Origin of the sequence: Pseudomonas sp. JAI115, assembly GCF_014200835.1 — a bacterium.
Lineage (GTDB): Bacteria > Pseudomonadota > Gammaproteobacteria > Pseudomonadales > Pseudomonadaceae > Aquipseudomonas > Aquipseudomonas putida_A.
Window position 1 is genome coordinate 305,644 of sequence record NZ_JACHCY010000002.1, and the last position, 18,511, is coordinate 324,154.

The window sequence follows — 18,511 nt, forward strand, 5'->3', positions numbered from 1 at the left end:
AATCCAGACGCTTCGAAGCTCAAAGCGTCTCAGGACGGGTGTATTACCGGGTGTTACTTCTTGCCCAGGCTGATCTGCTTGGACGGACCGAACGTCTGGCCGCTGACGCCTTTGGCAATTTGCTGGATTTCGCCGCCGGACTTGAGGAACGCTGCGATCTGATCGTTGATCGATTCGCTGGTTTCAACGGCTGGAGCTGGCTTTGCTTTGCTGGTGGATGCTTTTACGCGCATGGCGGCCATTAACCTGTAGAAAAGTAACTCGGCCAGGCATCGTACAGGAATAACTTGACAATTGCTTGATAAATATCCCCGGGAATAACTGAGCGCGTGGGTGGATTATTCTCGATTAATTATCCGAAATATCCCCCTAAGCCACTGTTTTAAATAACAACATTTATTCTTCATTGGCGCAAATGTCCGCCGTGAAACGGCACAGCAGGCTTCGCGCTGGCCTGACGAATGGCAAGCCGCCTGCGCAAACCAAGGAAAATCAAGGCTTCCGCAGATTTTCTGCGGCAGGCTGCTTGCCCAGCGAACGAGACCGGCAAAACCGGGTAGAATGCCGCCCACGCAATGAGGGTTTTGGAAAATGGCTTTAGTCGGGCGTTACAACAGTTTGCAAGTGGTTAAACACACTAACTTCGGTTTATATCTGGACGGCGGTGCCGACGGCGAAATTCTTTTGCCCAACCGTTATATCCCTAAAGATATTCCCAGCGAAGATGAAGACTGGCTCAACGTTTTTATTTATCTGGACAGCGATGACAAACTTATCGCTACCACTGAAAAACCAAAAGTTCAGGTCGGCGAATTTGCCAGCCTGAAAGTTGTTGAGATCAACAGCATCGGTGTGTTCCTCGATTGGGGCCTGCCCAAAGATCTGTTGCTGCCGTATTCCGAAGAAAAGCGGCAGATGACCGCTGGTGAGTACTGTGTGGTGCACGTCTACCTCGATAAACACACGCGCCGCATCACCGCCACCGCACGTCTGGATCGCTATCTCGACAAGACCCCGGCCAACTACAGCGCCGGTCAGGAAGTTGATCTGCTGGTGGCCGAAGCCACCGACATGGGCTTCAAGGCGATCATCAACAACAAGCACTGGGGCTTGATCCACAAGAATGAAATCTTCAAGTTCATGCGGTCCGGCATGCGCGAGAAGGGTTTCATCAAGGAAGTGCGCGCCGACGGCAAGATCAGCCTCAGCCTGCAACCGGTGGGTCAGGAAGCGGCGAGCAGCCTGAGCTCGAAGATCCTCGCCAAGTTGCGTGAAAACAATGGCACGCTAGCCGTCAGCGACAAGAGCGATCCGGCGTTGATCAGCAGTCTGTTCGGTGTCAGCAAGGGCAACTTCAAGAAGGCCATCGGTTCGCTGTACAAGGAAGGCAAGATCGTCATTCATGCCGATCGCATTGAACTAACCTGAGCCTTGCGGGGCCCATGTTGCATGGGGTCACTTGAGGTCGGGTAAATGAAAAAGCCGTTGCTTGCCTATATCGCCACTCTGCTGGCGTTTCTGTTGCTCGACGGTATCTGGCTCGGCGTATTGATGGCGCCAACCTACCGCGAACTGCTCGGTTCGCTGATGCTCGAAAAACCGCTGTTGGTTCCGGCAGCGGTTTTTTATTGCCTGTATGTTTTTGGCTGTGTGCTGTTTGTGGTCTTGCCGGCACAGAGCTGGCAACGTGCGGCAAAGATGGGCGCGCTGCTGGGGCTGGTGGCGTACGGCACGTATGACCTGACCAATTGGGCGACATTGCGCGGGTGGTCGGTGCAGGTGAGTTTGCTGGATTGGGCGTGGGGGACGTTTGCTACGGCTGTGGCTTGTAGCGTCGGTTTTTTGTTGGCGAGGCGGTTGGGCAAGGTCTGATTCGAAATGTAGGTAAGCAATGCCGGCCTCTTCGCGAGCAGGCTCGCTCCCACAGGGGAACGCACTCCAAAGTGGGAGCTGGCTTGCCAGCGAATGGCGGCGCAGCCGACAGCCATTCACCGCTGACGTTACTGACGCATCCAAAGTCTTTTTCAGACGGCTTTTTCTGCCTGACTGATTGATAATCCCGACACAGATTTTTGACCATTGGACGGCTGCCATGTTGTGTGTGTTTGAGGTGTTGCGGTGAGTGTCGAGCGGCGCAATGCCGATGGGTTTGCCTTGCAGGTGATGATCGGCCTCTGCCTGATCTGGGGCGTGCAGCAAGTGATGATCAAGTGGGCCGCGCCCGACATCGCGCCGGTGATGCAGGCGGCCGGGCGTTCGGGGATTTCCGCGTTGCTGGTGGGTTTGCTGCTGTGCTGGAAAGGCGGCTGGGATCAGGTCGGCAACACCTGGCGCGGTGGTTTGCTGGCCGGTGCGCTGTTCGGTCTGGAGTTCTTCTTCATCGCCGAAGGTCTGCAACTGACCACCGCCGCGCACATGTCGGTGTTCCTCTACACCGCGCCGATTTTCACCGCGCTCGGCGTGCATTTTCTGTTGGCCAGTGAACGACTGCGACCTTTGCAATGGCTGGGGATTCTGCTCGCGTTCGTCGGTATCGCCATCGCCTTCGCCGGCGGCGTGTCGTGGGACAACCTCGACCGGCGCATGCTGCTGGGCGATGCGTTCGGGGTTATTGCCGGCGCCTGCTGGGGCGCGACCACCGTGGTGGTGCGCGCCTCGCGTCTGTCGGAAGCACCGGTGACGTTGACTCTGTTCTATCAACTGATTGTCGGCTTCGTCGGCCTGCTGTTGATCGCGCTGTTCAGCGGCCAGATCAGCCACGTCAGCCTGACCACCGTGGCGGTGGCCAGCGTGCTGTTCCAGGGCCTGGTGGTGTCGTTCTTCAGTTACCTGACCTGGTTCTGGCTGCTGCGCCGCTATCTGGCGGCCAATCTGGCGGTGTTTTCGTTCATGACGCCGTTGTTCGGCGTCACGTTCGGCGTGGTACTGCTCGGTGAAGAGTTGAGCGTGAACTTCGTCATCGGCGCGGTGCTGGTGTTGCTTGGCATCACCTTTGTCAGCGCTGAGCAGTGGGTGCGTCGGCGTTTGCGCAAAGCCCTCGGCCAGCACTGACCGATTGCAGCGCAAGCCCGCCGGCAATCAGCAGACCGCTGCCGGCAATGATCAGCGCCGGTTGCAGACCACCGCTGAAATGGCTGCTGAGCGCCGCCAGCAACGGCCCGCTGAGCTGGCCTACGGCGAAGCATGCGGTCAGCAGTCCGGCGTTGCGCTGAGTTGTGTGCGGCGCCAGTTCTCGCGAACGTTGCATCACCAGTTGCATGCAGGCCAGGAACGGCATGCCGCACAACACCACCCCCAGCGCCAGGCCATAACCACTGCCCAACAGACAGGCGAAGACCCCGAGCGCCTGCAACCACAGGGTGGCGGTCAGCCAGTGCCGTGTGGTGTTCGGATCATGGCGACGCAGGCTCACCAACAGCACGCCAATCGCCGCACCAAGACCGAAGCACGGCCAGAACAGGTCGGCCTGCCATTGCCCGTGAAACTGCGCGTTGGCCATTTGCGAGAGAAACGTGGCCGGGATGATGTAACCCACGCCATATAACGCATACACCGCTGCCAGTCGCGGGATGCCGCGATTCGAATGATTGACGTTGAGGGTGGCGACCGGCGTGTGCACGCCCGGTTGCGGCAGGATCCGCACGATCCCCAGCAACATCACCAGCGCCACGGCGGCATAGATCAGCCACAAGGTGGCCGATGTCTGATTCAGCAGATGTGAGAACAGTGCCAGCAACCCGGTCAGAAAAATTCCCAGTCCGGGACCGGCAAATACCAGTGCCCCCAGCCGTGGCCGGCCTGCCGCCGCTGCCAAGGGCTGACTCAGTGCGGTGATCATCACCAGCACCCAGGCACTCGCCACCCCGGTGCCGAAGCGCAGCAACAGGTGCGCCCAGAAGCCGTTGGCCCAGAACGAGGCCAGGGTCAGCAGCACACACAGCCACAAACCGCCATGCAAACGCCGCTGCACTTGCTGCGGACGGTGGGCGAACATCGCGTCCACCGCGCCCAGCAGGTAACCGAGGTAGTTGGCCGCAGCAATCAGACCGGCGGCCGTCAGGTCGACCTGGCCTTCGCTGAGCAGGTGCGGCAATTGCGGGGTGAGGGCGAAACGCCCGATGCCCATGGCCATCATCAGGGCGACGAAACAGGCGGATAAGCGAATCAGTGGCGACATGGTCGGGATTCCTTTGAAGGAGCAATGACCGTCAGGCTAGAAGCGATTGACTTTCTTTAAAATTGAATAATAGTGAGTAACTTGTTCTGTTATGGAGAAAGGTCGTGGAGTTCAGCCAATTGCGGATCTTTCAGGCAGTCGCCGAGGAAGGTTCGATCACCCGCGCAGCAGAACGCCTGCACCGAGTGCCGTCCAACCTGTCGACCCGGCTCAAACAGCTGGAAGAGCAATTGGGCGTCGAACTTTTCGTTCGTGAGCGTCAGCGTTTGCAGTTATCGCCTGCGGGAAAAGTCCTGCTGGACTACACCGGCAAGCTGTTCGCCTTGCGCGATCAGGCCAGTGCAGCGGTGATGGGCGGGCAGCCGGCCGGGGATTTTGTCCTCGGCACGCTGTACAGCACCGCGGCGATCCATTTGCCGGCGTTGCTGGCGCGCTATCACAAGCAATACCCGGCGGTGAATCTGCAAGTGCAGTCCGGGCCCAGCGGCGAGTTGCTCGAAGGTCTGGTCTCCGGGCGTCTTGATGCGGCGTTGGTGGACGGCCCGCCGCAACTCGCCGGGATCGACGGCGTGCCGCTGTGCGACGAGCGTCTGGTGCTGATCAGCGAAGCCGACCACCCGCCGATCCGCAGCGCCAAGGAGGTCGAGGGCAGGGCGGTGTTCACCTTCCGCCATGGTTGCGCCTACCGCGCGCGGCTGGAGGCGTGGTTCGTTCACTATCAGGCGGCGATGGGACGGGCGATGGAGATCGAGTCCTATCAGGGCATGCTCGCCTGCGTGATTGCCGGCAGCGGTGTGGCATTGATGTCGGAGTCGATGCTCGCCAGTCTGCCGGGGCGCGAGAGCGTTGCAGTGCACCCGTTGGCCGAACCGTTTGCCAGTGCGACAACATGGCTCATGTGGCGCAAGGGCATGGTCGGGGCCAACCTCAATGCCTGGATTGAACAGCAGCAAGCGCTCTATCCCGTGGCCGCCAATGAATCCCGGCAGACGGCGTGAACCAACCGATGGTAATTCTGTTCAATTCAGTAACAGATCATTGCGGATTTGGCCGAGCATTGCGTAGGACTTCGGACTATTATCAGTGCGAAGCGGCCTCAGAATTCCGGCCGCTCAGCACTACCCTGAAGGGGGCATGACGATGAAAGAGAAAATTCAGAACTGGCTGCACGATTTGGGTGTTGCCCTCGGCTTGATCGAACCGCCTCTGCAACCCGTACCGATCCGCACCGATGACGAACAGCGCCGGCGTCAGCCTCGCCGGCGGTAGTGCCTGATTAAAGATCAAAAGATCGCAGCCTGCTGCAGCTCCTACAGAAAAGTGTACGAGCTGCCGCAGGCTGCGATCTTTTGCTTTCAGTGTCGCCCGATCTCCAGCAAAAACCGGCTCAAGTCATTCGCAGTCTTCGCGGTCTTGAGCATGTGATCCTCTTCGGCAGTAAACGCCGTCAGTCCGAATTCATCTTCCAGATGAAAGATCAGATCCTCGATATCCGCCTTCTCCAGCCCTAATTGCACCAGGCTGGTGTCGTCGTTGAATTCGCGGGAGTCCAGCAGGCGCTGAATGTATCGGTGCACGGCAGCACGCACGGCAGCTCTTCTCATGGCAGACAGTTTCGTTGTTGTGTTGACTGATTACAGCAGGCCTCAAGCGTGTCGACGCAACCATTCGTCAATCATCGAACGCAAATGCCCGCCGGAAAAACTGCCGAAATGCCCGCCATGCACGGTGCGGATCGGCAGCGCCTGCAAACGCCGCAGACTGGCCGCGTAATCCTGCAGATTGGAGTGGTAGGCGTCTTCGATCAGCGGCCCGTCGTAGATGATGTCGCCGCTGAACAACGTTTCGGTCGCCGCTTCATACAGGCTGATCCCGCCCGGCGAATGCCCCGGCGTGTGCAGCACCTGCAAGGTGCGATTGCCCAGATCCAGCACATCGCCATCCTCAACAAAACCGGTGGCCGGCGCGGCCTTCACCCGGTATTCGGCGTAGCACAGCGGGCAGTCCGGGTGCGCCTCGAACATGTCGTCGCCGACGAAGGCCCGGCTCAGGTCATTCTCGCCGTCCGGCGCGGCGAGGATGTCGGCCTCGGCAGGATGCACCAGGCGCTCGGCGAATTCGTGATGCCCGGCGATGTGGTCGAAGTGGCAGTGGCTGGCGACGGCCACCAGCGGTCGCTCGGTAATCCACGGCAACTGCTCGCGCAGGCTGACCAGCCCCGAGCCGCTGTCGAGCAACAAGTCTTTGTCGCGCCCCTGCACGTGCCACAAATTGCAGCGGTAGAACGGGCGGATATACGGCTCATGGATCAACCGAATGCCATCGCTCAAGTGCTGAACTTCGAACCACTGATCGCGCGAAACGATCTTCATATTCACTTTTCTCCAGACGTAAAAAAACGGGTGTGGCAACCGACGCCACACCCGTCGAAGAAAGCATCAAGTCGTTACATCAAAGCTTAGATCGCACTCGCCACCGTCGCCGGGCGAGGGGAGACCAGGCTGACCACCACAAAGCTGATCAGACCCACAGCCAGGCTGTAGTAGATCGGCGTGTTCGCATCCAGACCATCCTTGAACATGAACAACAGCGCGGTAGCAAAGCCCAGGCCCATGCTGGCGATGGCGCCGGCGGTGGTCGCGCGTTTCCAGAAGATCGCACCGATCAGCGGAATCAGCATGCCGCCGACCAGCAGGTTGTAGGCCAGGGTCAGGGCGCTGATCACGTCATTCACCACCAGCGCGATGCCCAGTACCACAACACCAGTCAGCAAGGTGAACAGGCGGTTGATTGCCAGGCTCGACTGTTTGCCGCCGCGCAGTTTCGGCAGCAGGTCTTCAGTCAGCGTGGTGGCAGCAGCCAGCAGGCCGGCGCTGGCGGTGGACATCATCGCCGCCAGAGCAGCAGCGATCACCAGACCACGGATGCCGTCCGGCAGCGACAGTTTGACGATGGCGGCGAAGGCGTTGTTGACGTTGTCCAGATCCGGGATCAGTACGTGCGCGGCCATGCCGATCAGCGCGCAGGCCAGGCCGTAGAGGATGCAGTAGATACCGGCGATGCTGCCGGCGTACTGGGCGACTTTGGCGGTCTTGACGGTGAACACCCGTTGCCAGATGTCCTGACCGATCAGGATGCCGAAGAAGTAGATCATGAAGTAGGTGATGATCGTGTCCCAACCGATGGTGGTGAAGTTGAACGCCGCTGCCGGCAGCTTCAGCACCAGTTCGTCCCAGCCGCCGACGCGGTACAGGCAGATCGGCAACAGGATGAACATCAGGCCCACGGTCTTGATGATGAACTGGACGATGTCGGTCAGGGTCAGCGACCACATGCCGCCGATCGCCGAGTAGATCACCACCACGCCACCGCCGAGCAGTACCGAGATCCAGAATGGCAGGCCGAACAGCACTTGCAGCACGGTGCCGATCGCCAGGATCGAGGTCACGCCGATCATCAGCGCGTAGGCCAGCATGATCGCCGCGCTTGCCGAGCGGGCCATCGGGTTATAGCGTTTTTCCAGGACCTGGGTAACGGTGTAGATCTTCAGTTTCAGCAGCGGTTTGGCGAGAAACAGGTTCAGCGCGACGATGCCGCAACCCAGCGCCGCACACAGCCAGAAACCGGAGATGCCATGCACGTAACCCAGGCGCACGGTGCCGACGGTGGACGCGCCACCCAGTACGGTCGCGGCCATGGTGCCCATGTACAGGCTTGGGCCGAGGTTACGACCAGCCACGAGAAAGTCCTCGTTGGTCTTGGCCTTGCGCATGCCGTAGTAGCCGAGCAACAGCATGCCGGCGGCGTAGATGAGGACGACGAATAAATCCAAAGCCATGATGGCGTGTCTCCGATTGTCTTTTTTATGGTGAAACAAATTTGGTTCTGGGTGCTGCTCACTGTGGGAGCGAGCCTGCTCGCGAAGGCGTCGGCACATTCAACAAAGAAGTGACTGACAGATTGCTTTCGCGAGCAGGCTCGCTCCCACAGGGGATTTGCGTCAGGCGGCCTGACGCAGTTGAGGTTTTACTGCGGCTTCACGCCGGGCATCCTTGGGCCCGAACACCTCCCGCGGTTCCGGGAACAGGCTCAGCAGCGTCAGATACACCACCGACGCCAGGCCCAGGGTCACCGGCAGGCTGATGTCGATACCACCGGCCAGCTCACCCAGCGGGCCGACGAATTGTCCCGGCAGGTTGACGAAGCACAGGCCGACCGCCGCGCTCGGGATCCATGCGCCCAGACCACGCCAGTTCCAGCCGTGATTGAACCAGTAGCGTCCGCCTTGCTCGCCACGAGTGAACACTTGCAGGTCATCCGGGCAGTAGAAGCCGCGACGCACCAGCAGGCCGATGATCATGATCACCATCCACGGGGTGGTGCAGGTAATGATCAGCACGGCGAAGGTCGACACGCTTTGCACCAGATTCGCCGCGAAGCGCCCGATGAAGATGAAGGCAATCGACAGCACGCCGATCAGCAGCGTCGCTTTCACGCGTGACAGCACCCGTGGGAACACGCTGGACATGTCCAGCCCGGTGCCATACAGCGAGGTGGTGCCGGTGGACATGCCGCCGATCACTGCAATCAGGCACACCGGCAGGAAGAACCAGCTCGGCGATACCGCCAGCAGGCCGCCCACATAGTTGTTCGCCGCGATGTAGTCCGGCGCCTTGATCGCGACGATGGTCGCGGTGCTCAGGCCGAACAGGAACGGAATGAACGTGGCGATCTGCGACAGCACCACAGCGGCCATGATCCGCTGCTTGGAGGTGTCACGCGGGATGTAGCGCGACCAGTCGCCGAGGAACGCACCGAAGGAAATCGGGTTGCTCATCGCGACCAGCGCCGCGCCGATGAACGCCGCCCAGAAGCCCGGTTGACCGAGGTTCACCGTGCCGGCGTAGTTGACGTCGAAAGGACCGGCGAAGGCGAAGATGCCCAGCAGGAACAACAGGCTGGCGCTCCACACCGCGATCTTGTTCACCCACAGCAGAAAGCGGAAGCCGTAGATGCACACGGTCAGCACCAGAATCGCGAACAGGCCGTAGGCCAGGCCCAGGGTCAGGTCGGTTTCCGGCAGACCGATCAGGCGTTTCGCACCCCCGATCAACGCATCGCCCGAACTCCACACCGAGAGCGAGAAAAACGCGATGGCGGTCAACAGCGACAGGAACGAACCGACGATCCGCCCGTGCACGCCGAAGTGCGCCCCGGAGGACACGGCATTGTTGGTACCGTTGAGCGGGCCGAACAGGCCCATCGGGGCGAGGATCAGCGAGCCGAGCAGCACGCCCAGCACAATCGCCCAGACACCGGCCTGAAACGACAGACCGAACAGCACCGGGAAACTGCCGAGCACGGCAGTGGCAAAGGTATTGGAACCACCGAAGATCATCCGGAACAAATCCGTCGGGCCTGCGGTACGTTCGTGGTCCGGGATCTGTTCGACCCCGTGGGTTTCAATTTGCGTAAGGCTTTGGTCGTTGTTGTTGTTATTCATGATCTGCTCCGATCATAAAGGCGCGCCTCATCGTGTGTGAGGCGTCACCTGTTTGGCTAAGGGGATGGCAGCCCTTCCGGCATTGCGGACAAATGTTCGTGGCAGGCCAGCCAATGGCCTTGTTGTTCTAGGCTCGACGCTTGTTTCTTGAAAACAATCGTCTCGCGCTCCTGGCTGAAATGTTGCTCCCCTTGCATGCGCAGCTCGGTGGCCACGTCATGGATAAACACCGCCACGTCACCTTGCAGGCTGACGAAGGCGTTGCTCGAAGTGCACGACAGCACTTCAAAGCCATCCTCGGCGCGCCAGCTGTCCCACAAAGCCTGGTAGGCATCGCGCGACAGCAGCGGCTGTTCGAGGGTGTAAAACACGAAACTTGCATCGGCGCTGAACGCGCCGAAATAAGCCTCGCGATCGTTACGAGCGAAGGCGGATACCAGATCGGCAGCCGCTTTCAACACCTGATCACGTTCGTTCATGGCCGAACCCTCAGCGGTGAACCACGCCAGGCAGTACGCAGAGCATTTCGTACAGCAGGTTGGCGGCCAGCAGCGAGGTGTTGCCGGTAGTGTCGTAGGCGGGCGAGACTTCTACCAGATCGCAGCCGATCAGGTCGAGGCCCTGACAGCCGCGAACGATTTCAATCGCCTGAATGGTCGTCAGACCACCGATTTCCGGGGTGCCGGTACCTGGCGCCCAGGCCGGGTCGATACCGTCGATGTCAAAGCTCAGGTACACCGGGCCGCCACCGACTTTCTCGCGCACTTCGGCCATCAGCGGTGCCAGCGACTTGTGCCAGCACTCTTCGGCCTGCACCACGCGGAAACCCTGATCGCGGCTCCAGTTGAAGTCGTCAGCGGTGTAACCCTGCGCGCGCAGACCAATCTGCACCACGCGGTCGCAGTCCAGCAGACCCTCTTCGACGGCGCGACGGAATGTCGTGCCGTGGGCAATCTTCTCGCCGAACATGTGATCGTTGACGTCAGCGTGGGCGTCGATGTGCACCAGACCGACCTTACCGTGCTTTTTATGGATGGCACGCAGGATCGGCAGGGTGATGGTGTGGTCGCCACCCAGGGTCATCGGGATCACGTTGTGCTCGAGGATGTTGTCGTAGGCTTCTTCGATGATGCGTACGGCGTCGAGCAGGTTGAAGGTGTTGATCGCCACGTCACCGATGTCGGCGACCGACAGCGAGTCGAACGGCGCGGCGCCGGTGGCCATGTTGTACGGGCGGATCATCACCGATTCGGTGCGGATGTCGCGCGGCCCGAAGCGGGTGCCGGGGCGCAGCGAAGTACCGATGTCCAGTGGCACGCCAACGAAGGCAGCGTCCAGGCCGGCAGCGGTCGGTACATGGGGGAGTCGGAGCATGGTGGCGATGCCGCCGAAGCGCGGCATTTCGTTGCCGCCCAGTGGTTGGTGAAGAATCTTGTCCACGGGTAGGGCCTCATCGTCTTTGTTTTATTTATGTCGGCGCACCGTTGAGCACAGGTTCGGACGCCGCTGTGGGGCCGATTCTGCGAAATGTAGTGCGGGGGAAGAATCGCTACGGGCAAAAACTTAGTTCAGATTTTTCTAAACTAATGGAGAGGCGCGGGATAGACTTCCCGAACCCGTACCGATACCCCTGTGGCGAGGGGATTTATCCCCGATCGGCTGCGCAGCAGTCGTAAATTCGTTGCTCGCGACTTCCCGGATGGATCGGTTTGCAGGCTTGGGGCGGCTTCGCCACCCATCGGGGATAAATCCCCTCACCACAAAGTCATCAGCGTTCGACAGATGTTTGGAGAGCCGCATGGCCAACGCTTTACCCGACCTGAAACTATTGCGCATCTTCGTCAGCGTGGTTCGGCATCAGGGCTTTGCCAATGCGCAGCAGGAACTCAACCTGTCGACCTCGGCGATCAGCACTTACATGAGCCAGCTTGAAGCGGCGCTCGGTCTGGTGCTGTGCCATCGCGGGCGCGGTGGGTTCAGCCTGACCAGCAAGGGTGAGCTGTTCCATCAGGAAACCCTGCGCCTGCTCGCCGAACTCGAAGGTTTCGAGCAATACGCCGCGGCGCTCAAGGGCGAACTGCGCGGCACGCTCAACCTCGGGGTGATCGACTCCACCGTCAGCGACAAGGCCTTGCCGTTCGCCGAGGCCATTGGCGCCTACAGTCAGGAACACCCGGCGGTGCATTTGCATCTGTCGGTGATGAGCCCGTACGAACTGCAACTCGGTGTGCAGGACAACCGCCTCGATCTGGCCATCGGTGCGTTTTCCACGCGCATGAGCGGTCTGGTGTACATGCCGCTGTACCGCGAGCAGCACTGGCTGTATTGCAGCAGCCGGCATCCGCTGTTCAACGAGCGGCGGATCCCCGAGCAGGTCATCACCCAGCAACGCATGGTCGGCCGTGGTTACTGGAGTCAGGCCGAGCTGGCACGGCACGGTTTCAAACACAGCGCGGCGACTGTGGAAAGTATGGAGGCGCAACTGATTCTGGTGCTCTCCGGCGCCTACATCGGTTACTTGCCAGAACACTACGCCCAGGCCTGGGCCGACAAGGGCGATTTGCGCGTGTTGCTGCCGGCGACCTTCGGTTATCAGGCGCCGTTTTCGATGATCATGCGCCGGGGCCGCAGCCGCGAGCCGCTGATCCAGACCTTCCGTGATTTGCTCAAAGCACAGCTCAATCAGGCATAAGAACCATGTCCAGACCCCAATGCCCGCGCTGCCTGCGCCCACAAAGCCACTGCCTGTGCTCGCTGATTCCGCGCCTCGACAGCCGCACCCGCGTTCTGCTGTTGCAGCATCCGAGCGAGGTCAATCACGCGCTCAACACCGCGCGACTGGCAGCGCTGGGTTTGACCAATGCCGAGTTGATTGTCGGTGAAGTGTTCGAGGATTTACCGGCGCTGTTGAGTCAGCCGGGGTATCAGGCGCGGTTGCTGTTTCCCGCTGACGATGCGCAGCCGATGCAGGCTTACCGCGAATCCGATCAACCGTTGTTGCTGGTGGTGCCGGACGGCACCTGGCGCAAGGCGCGCAAGATGCTCCACCTCAATCCGCTATTGGCAGCGTTGCCACGGGTGACGCTGGCGCAGTGCGGGGTGTCGCGCTACCGGTTGCGCAAGGCACCGGGGCCGGGGGCGTTGTCGACCATCGAGGCGATTGTGCAGGCGCTGGAAACCCTCGAAGCACCGACGACGTTTGCGCCGTTGCTCAAGCCGTTCGAAGCGTTGATCGAGGGGCAGATTGCGGCGATGGGGGAGGAGGTTTTTCAGCGTAATCATGCGAAATAATGGTTGTTGAAACGGGCCTCTTCGCGAGCAGGCTCGCTCCCACATTTGATCGCAGGTGTGCACAAATTATGTGCTCAGCTCAAACACCCTGTGGGAGCGAGCCTGCTCGCGAAGGCGCCGGATCAATCAGCGCAAATCCCAACAATGCCTACCGCTCACGCATCGCCTCGGTCCGGGCTTTGAGCACTGGTTTGAGCAGGTAATCCAGCACACTTTTCTCCCCGGTAATAATGTCCACCGTCGCCACCATCCCCGGGATGATCAGCAGCGGTTTCACGTCCCCGCCCAAGTGGTTTTTATCGGTGCGCACCTGAATCAGGTAGAAGCTGTTGCCCTTGTCATCGGTGATGGTGTCGGCGCCGATCAGTTCCAGTTTCGCGCTCAGCCCGCCGTAGATCGTGTAGTCATAGGCACTGAACTTGACCATGGCTTTCTGCCCCGGATGCAAGAACGCGACGTCTTGCGGACGGACCTTGGCTTCGATCAGCAGGTTGTCTTCCAGCGGCACGATTTCCACCATGTCGCTGCCCGGCTGCACCACGCCGCCGATGGTGTTGACCTTGAGTTGCTTGATCACCCCGTGCACCGGCGAAGTCACGGTGGTGCGGCTGACCCGGTCGTCGATGGCGATGCTTGATGCGGTGATTTTCGACAGGTCGGTGCGTTTCTGATTGAGGTCCTTGGCCGCGTCGGAGCGGAAAGTCTGTTCCGATTCGTCGATCTTGCTCTTGATCTCGTTGATTGCCGATTCCGCCCTTGGGATGGCCAGGGTCGTCGCGTTGAGTGAGCCGCGAATTTCCACCGCGCTGCGTTTCAGTCGCAGGATCTCCACCGGTGACACCGCACCCGTGCCGACCAGCGGCGCCGACATGTTCATCTCTTGCTGCAGCAGCGCCAGGCTGGAACTGTACTGGCCTTGCTTGGAGCGAAACTCCGCCAGCTCCTGAGTCTTCTGCCGCAGCTGTTCGGTGAGGGTGCGTTGCTCACTGGCCAGACGCCGTTGGCGCTGGTCGTACAGCGCCCGTTCGTCTTCGGCGACCTGTGGCGCCTTGGCGATCACCTCGTCAGACAGTTTGAACGGACGGCCCTCGGCTTCGGCGGAAAGGCGTTCGACTTGCGCGGTCAGGGCGTAACGATCGGCCTCGCTCTCACCCTTGTTCGACAGGAAGCGTGTGTCATCCAGGCGCAGCAGCTTGTCACCCTTGTTCACCATCTGTCCTTCACGGACAAAAATCTCGGTGACGATCCCGCCCTCCAGGTTCTGGATCACCTGGACCTTGCTTGACGGAATCGCCTTGCCTTCGCCCATGGTCACTTCTTCCAGCACGGCGAACTTGGCCCAGACCAGCGCACTGATCAGCAGCGCCGCTGCGAGCCACACGGTGATCCGCGACCAGCGCGGCGAATCCTGCAACGAAGCGCCGGCGGTTTCCGGCATGAACTCGGCCTCGGCGCTTTTGCCGAAACTGTCGAAGTAGCCGCGTGATTTGCTATCTGAAGATGCAGACATGGGGCGATACCCCTCAGTTAGGAAACATCAAACCGCACAACCCATGCGTCGCCCGGAACACTTACTTGTGGTGAGGGGATTTATCCCCGATAGGGTGCGAAGCGCCCTCAGAGTCTTTGGGGCTGCTGCGCAGCCCATCGGGGATAAATCCCCTCGCCACAGGTTTTGTGAGAGCCATAAGTTATGTGCGCGCATCTAAACCGCCGCCGAGCCGACGCGGCCCTTGCGCAGTGCATCGATGACCGCTTCTTTCGGGCCGTCGGCGACGACCCGGCCGTTGTCCAGTACCAGCAACCGGTCCACCAGGCTCAGCATCGAGGTGCGGTGGGTGACCAAGAGCAGCGTCTTGCCTTGCACCCAGCCGTGGAGTTTCTGGCGCAGCAGGTCTTCGCTGCTGTTGTCCATGGCGCTGGTGGGTTCGTCGAGCAGCATGATCGGCGGGTCGAGCAGCAGCGCCCGGGCCAGCAATACGGCCTGGCGTTGACCACCGGAAAGCAGTTGCCCGCGTTCGCCCACGGGCCGGTCGAACCCTTGTGGATGCTGCCGCGCCAGCTCGGTAACGCCGGTCAGTTCGGCGACTTCGAGCATGCGTGAATCGCTGATGTAGCGGGCGCCGAGGGTCAGGTTGTCGCGCAGGCTGCCGGCCAGCAGCGGCAGGTCGTGGGCGACATAACCGATCTGCTGGCGCAGGTCGGCGACGTCCAGTTGACGCAGGTCGAGACCGTCGAGCAGCAACTGGCCTTCCTCGGGTTCATAGAAGCCCATCACCAGCCGCGCCAGGGTGCTTTTGCCCGAGCCGCTGCGGCCGATGATGCCGATCCGCTCGCCGGGTTTCATGCTGAAGCTGACGTTGCTCAGCGCCGGCGCGTTCTGGCCGTTGTAGTGAAAGGTCACGCCGCTGACGTCCAGCGCACCTTGCAGTTGCGTGCGTTCCAGCGGTCGCTGTTTGCCGTCGCGTTCCTGGGGCAGGCCCATGAGTGCGTCGGTGCTTTTCATGGTCAGTTGCGCTTGCTGGTAGCGGGTGATCAGCCCGGCGATCTGCCCCAGCGGCGCAAGAACCCGGCTGCCGAGCATGTAGCTGGCCACCAGCGCACCGACGCTGAGGTTGCCGGCGATGATGCTGTAGACCCCGGCGACAATCGTCGCCATCCCGGAAAACTGCTGGATGAACAGCGTGCCGTTGGTCGCCAGTGCCGAGAGGTTGCGCGCGTGGCTGTCGAGGCGGGTGAGGGCGCCGTGGGTGCTTTCCCATTTGTGCTGACGCTCGCTTTCGGCGCTGCAGGCCTTGAGGGTTTCCAGGCCGCCGAGGGTTTCGATCAGCAACGCCTGGCGTTCGGCACCCAGGCTCAGGCTTTTCTGCACGGTGTCACGCAGGCGCACTTGGATCGCCAAAGCAAAAATGATCGTGATTGGAAACGCCAGCAGCGGAATCACCACCAGCCAGCCACCGAGCAGACCGATCACCACCAGCATCAACACCACGAAGGGCAGGTCGATCAGGCTGGTCAGGGTCACGGCGGTGAGGAATTCGCGCAGGCCCTGAAAGTCATGAATGCTCTGGGCGAAACCGCCGATGGTTGCCGGCCGCGCCTTCATCGCCATACCGGTGATGCGCTCAAATAAAGTCGCGGAAAGGATCACATCGGTTTTCTTCCCGGCGGTGTCCAGCAGGTGCGCGCGCACCACCCGCAGCACCAGTTCGAAACCGGTGCCGATCAGCAGGCCGATCGCCAACACCCACAGGGTCGAGGTGGCCTGATTCGGCACCACGCGGTCGTAGGTCTGCATCACGAACAGCGGCACCATCAGGCCCAGCAGGTTGATCAGGAAACTGGCGAGGATCGCGTCGCTGTACAGCCATTTCGACAGCTTCAGGGTGTCGCGAAACCAGGCATGCACGCGCGGCACCAGCGGTGACCGCAAGTCTTCGAGTTCGTGGCGTGGACGGGCGAACAAGGCCTGGCCGCTGTAGTGTTCGGCGAGTTCTTCGCGCTCGACCCATTGCTCGCCGCCATCGGCTTCGCTGGGCAGGATCAGCGCCTTGCCGTCGTCGGCGAAACGCCGCAGGACGGCGGTGCGCCCATCCTTGAGCAGCAACAGAATCGGCAGATTCAGCGCAGAAATATCCTTCAGTTCGCGGCGCAACAAGCGCGCCTGCAAACCGGCCCGGGCCGCCGCACGGGGCAGCAGATCCAGGCTCAGACGTTGCTTGTTCAGGGGCAGCCCGGCACTCAGGCTGGCACGACTGACCGTCGCGCCATGCAGTTTGCAGAGGATCAGCAGACCGTCGAGTAACGGGTCATCGAAGCTCAGCCGCGGATCGATCCCGGTGTGTCCGCCTTCGGCCATGCTGGTCATATTGATCGCCCCTGTAATGACTGGTCCAACCTGTGGCGAGGGGATTTATCCCCGATGGCTGCGCAGCAGCCCCATGGATCTCATTGCTGCTCAAATCTTTGGGGTCACTGCGCAACCCAGCGGGAGCAAGCTCCCTCGCCACAAAGGGTCGTGGGACTTACTTCAGCTCAGGCAGGCGCGCCTCGTTTTTGACTTCGGTCGCCGCAATGGCATCCGCCGGCAGCACCACCCGTTGCTTGCTCAGCAACTGGCCCATGTTCGCCAGCACGCGGTACATCGAATATTCCTCGGTGTAGCGGATTTCGGTGTAGCGGCGGTTGGCGTTGTAAAGCTCGTTTTCACTGTCGAGCAAGTCGAGCAGGGTGCGTTGGCCGAGGCCGAACTGATCCTGATACGCCGCACGTACACGTTTGGTGGTCTCGGCGTATTCACGGGCGGTCGGGGTCTGTTTGTTCGCGTTGACCATGGCGTTCCACGCCAGGTGAATGTTCTCGTTCAACTGACGCAAGGCGTTGTTGCGGATGTCCATCGCCTGATTGATCTGGTGCGCATCGGAGGCCAGACGAGCCTTGTCGCTGCCACCACGGAACAGGTTGTAATTCATGATCACGCCGACGCGCCATTCGTTGTCGTGGCCTTCATCGCCTTGCACGTTGTTGTTCGCACCCACCGCCGCTTCGGCGTCGAAACGCGGGTAGAACGGCGACTTGGCGACTTCGTACTGGCTCTCGGCCGACTGCACGTCCGCCTGCGCGGATTTCAGGTACGGGTTGTTCTCGACCATGCTCTGCTGGGCTTCCGGCAGGCTGGTGGGGATTTCGCCGCGAGTCGACGGTGGTGCTTCCAGTTCATCGGGCATGCGCCCGACCACGGCGTAGAAATTCGATTCGGCGTCGGCCAGATCGACTTCGGCGGTGTCGAGGTTGTTCTGCGCCAGCGCCTTACGGGCCACCGACTGATCGGAGTCGGCGGTGCTGCCGATGCCGCGCTGGGTGCGCAGGCCGATCTGATCGTTGACGCGCAAGTGCGCTTGCAGGTTGTTCCGGGCCAGGGTCACCAGTTCACGGCGCTTGAGCACTTCGAGGTAGACCTCGATGGTGCGCAAGGCCAGATCCTGAGCGGTGCCTTGCGCGTAGTAAGCGCGCGAGTTGGAAACGCCCTTGGTGCGCTCGACCTCGTTGGCGGTGTTGAAGCCGTCGAAGATCATCTGCCGCAGGCGCAGTTCCGACTGGGTGTAATTGAGGATTTCGGTGTGGTGATTACCGAAAGCCCGGGTATTGGTGTTGTCGCTGTAGCCGCGCCCGTAGGCGGCATTCAAATCGACGGACGGATAGAAGCCACCCTTGGCCACTTTCACTTGTTCATCGGCGGACAATTTGGCGTCCACGCGCGAGGCGAGGTCCGGGTGGGTGGCGATGGTGCTTTGAATCGCTTCGGTCAGATTCATGGCCTGGGCTTGGGAAGTGCAAGCCATGGCCAGCAAAACCGCGCTGCAGAGGGGGGTTAAAACGCGCATGGGGTGCATCTCCCTGGTCCTGATGGTGCGTTACTGTCGCCAAATATTTGACGATAATTTGAGGTGTAAGCGTTTCACTCTTGTAACAACAGAGCTAAGAACATCCTGAAGCGTAGCTAAGAAAAAATTTTCATAAGGCTTATGCCGAAAAAAACT

At 60.7% G+C, this 18,511-nt stretch carries 18 protein-coding genes; 7 read left to right on the plus strand and 11 right to left on the minus strand.

Annotated elements, in window-relative coordinates; translation table 11 throughout:
- Window positions 1-53: 53 nt before the first annotated feature.
- Complete coding sequence (locus tag HDC30_RS06545; protein ID WP_016985943.1) at window positions 54-242, minus strand: hypothetical protein; 189 nt, start codon at window positions 240-242, stop codon at window positions 54-56.
- A gap of 349 nt (window positions 243-591) precedes the next feature.
- Between HDC30_RS06545 and HDC30_RS06550 the strand changes: the two genes are divergently transcribed.
- From HDC30_RS06550 to HDC30_RS06560, 3 genes are all read left to right on the plus strand, one after another.
- On the plus strand, window positions 592-1,428 hold the full coding sequence (locus tag HDC30_RS06550; protein WP_027614566.1) for a S1 RNA-binding domain-containing protein: 837 nt from the start codon (window positions 592-594) through the stop codon (window positions 1,426-1,428).
- Between the two features lie 45 nt (window positions 1,429-1,473).
- Window positions 1,474-1,872 (plus strand): DUF2177 family protein, encoded by a 399-nt coding sequence (locus HDC30_RS06555; protein ID WP_183781729.1) that lies wholly within the window; start codon window positions 1,474-1,476, stop codon window positions 1,870-1,872.
- Between the two features lie 246 nt (window positions 1,873-2,118).
- A complete protein-coding gene (locus HDC30_RS06560) occupies window positions 2,119-3,051 on the plus strand; it encodes a DMT family transporter (protein ID WP_123586846.1) in 933 nt (310 codons plus the stop codon).
- Here the strand turns inward: HDC30_RS06560 and HDC30_RS06565 are convergent.
- Window positions 2,996-4,177 (minus strand): MFS transporter, encoded by a 1,182-nt coding sequence (locus tag HDC30_RS06565; RefSeq protein WP_134785699.1) that lies wholly within the window; start codon window positions 4,175-4,177, stop codon window positions 2,996-2,998. The genes HDC30_RS06560 and HDC30_RS06565 overlap by 56 nt on opposite strands.
- A 104-nt stretch (window positions 4,178-4,281) precedes the next feature.
- Here HDC30_RS06565 and ptrR point away from each other — a divergent pair, with 104 nt between their 5' ends.
- Together ptrR and HDC30_RS29075 are read left to right on the plus strand one after the other, a co-directional pair.
- Window positions 4,282-5,175, plus strand: coding sequence for a putrescine utilization regulator PtrR (gene ptrR / locus HDC30_RS06570; protein WP_047598231.1), 894 nt, complete (start codon window positions 4,282-4,284; stop codon window positions 5,173-5,175).
- Between the two features lie 142 nt (window positions 5,176-5,317).
- Window positions 5,318-5,446 carry a PA1414 family protein gene (locus HDC30_RS29075; RefSeq protein WP_003184145.1) on the plus strand — a complete coding sequence of 43 codons (129 nt, stop codon included), beginning with the start codon at window positions 5,318-5,320 and terminating at the stop codon, window positions 5,444-5,446.
- Between the two features lie 86 nt (window positions 5,447-5,532).
- On the opposite strand, the gene HDC30_RS06575 is transcribed toward HDC30_RS29075, so the two are convergent.
- The 6 genes from HDC30_RS06575 to speB all read right to left on the minus strand — a co-directional run bounded on the left by HDC30_RS06575 (window position 5,533) and on the right by speB (window position 11,120).
- Window positions 5,533-5,781 carry a hypothetical protein gene (locus HDC30_RS06575; protein ID WP_003222713.1) on the minus strand — a complete coding sequence of 83 codons (249 nt, stop codon included), beginning with the start codon at window positions 5,779-5,781 and terminating at the stop codon, window positions 5,533-5,535.
- A 42-nt stretch (window positions 5,782-5,823) separates the two neighbouring features.
- A complete protein-coding gene (locus HDC30_RS06580) occupies window positions 5,824-6,549 on the minus strand; it encodes an MBL fold metallo-hydrolase (RefSeq protein WP_098967752.1) in 726 nt (241 codons plus the stop codon).
- 86 nt (window positions 6,550-6,635) lie between these two features.
- The gene (locus HDC30_RS06585; RefSeq protein ID WP_115987990.1) at window positions 6,636-8,015 is read right to left on the minus strand and encodes a sodium:solute symporter; all 1,380 of its coding nucleotides are present in this window, start codon (window positions 8,013-8,015) and stop codon (window positions 6,636-6,638) included.
- A gap of 162 nt (window positions 8,016-8,177) precedes the next feature.
- Window positions 8,178-9,680, minus strand: a complete 1,503-nt coding sequence (locus HDC30_RS06590; RefSeq protein WP_027614574.1) for a cytosine permease — start codon at window positions 9,678-9,680, stop codon at window positions 8,178-8,180.
- A gap of 56 nt (window positions 9,681-9,736) precedes the next feature.
- Window positions 9,737-10,159, minus strand: a complete 423-nt coding sequence (locus HDC30_RS06595) for a nuclear transport factor 2 family protein (protein ID WP_027614575.1) — start codon at window positions 10,157-10,159, stop codon at window positions 9,737-9,739.
- Between the two features lie 10 nt (window positions 10,160-10,169).
- Window positions 10,170-11,120, minus strand: a complete 951-nt coding sequence (speB, locus tag HDC30_RS06600) for an agmatinase (protein WP_003222717.1) — start codon at window positions 11,118-11,120, stop codon at window positions 10,170-10,172.
- A gap of 358 nt (window positions 11,121-11,478) precedes the next feature.
- On the opposite strand from speB, the gene HDC30_RS06605 reads away from it, so the two are divergent.
- Together HDC30_RS06605 and HDC30_RS06610 are read left to right on the plus strand one after the other, a co-directional pair.
- On the plus strand, window positions 11,479-12,372 hold the full coding sequence (locus HDC30_RS06605) for a LysR family transcriptional regulator (protein ID WP_007956593.1): 894 nt from the start codon (window positions 11,479-11,481) through the stop codon (window positions 12,370-12,372).
- A 5-nt stretch (window positions 12,373-12,377) separates the two neighbouring features.
- A complete protein-coding gene (locus tag HDC30_RS06610) occupies window positions 12,378-12,971 on the plus strand; it encodes a tRNA-uridine aminocarboxypropyltransferase (RefSeq protein ID WP_150370483.1) in 594 nt (197 codons plus the stop codon).
- A gap of 148 nt (window positions 12,972-13,119) precedes the next feature.
- Here HDC30_RS06610 and HDC30_RS06615 read toward each other — a convergent pair whose 3' ends face one another.
- The 3 genes from HDC30_RS06615 to HDC30_RS06625 all read right to left on the minus strand — a co-directional run bounded on the left by HDC30_RS06615 (window position 13,120) and on the right by HDC30_RS06625 (window position 18,355).
- The gene (locus tag HDC30_RS06615; RefSeq protein WP_098967759.1) at window positions 13,120-14,481 is read right to left on the minus strand and encodes an HlyD family type I secretion periplasmic adaptor subunit; all 1,362 of its coding nucleotides are present in this window, start codon (window positions 14,479-14,481) and stop codon (window positions 13,120-13,122) included.
- 195 nt (window positions 14,482-14,676) lie between these two features.
- Entirely contained in the window at window positions 14,677-16,839 is a 2,163-nt protein-coding gene (locus tag HDC30_RS06620) for a type I secretion system permease/ATPase (RefSeq protein ID WP_096797468.1), read from the minus strand.
- A gap of 157 nt (window positions 16,840-16,996) precedes the next feature.
- Window positions 16,997-18,355, minus strand: a complete 1,359-nt coding sequence (locus tag HDC30_RS06625) for a TolC family outer membrane protein (RefSeq protein WP_007962570.1) — start codon at window positions 18,353-18,355, stop codon at window positions 16,997-16,999.
- Window positions 18,356-18,511: the final 156 nt, after the last annotated feature.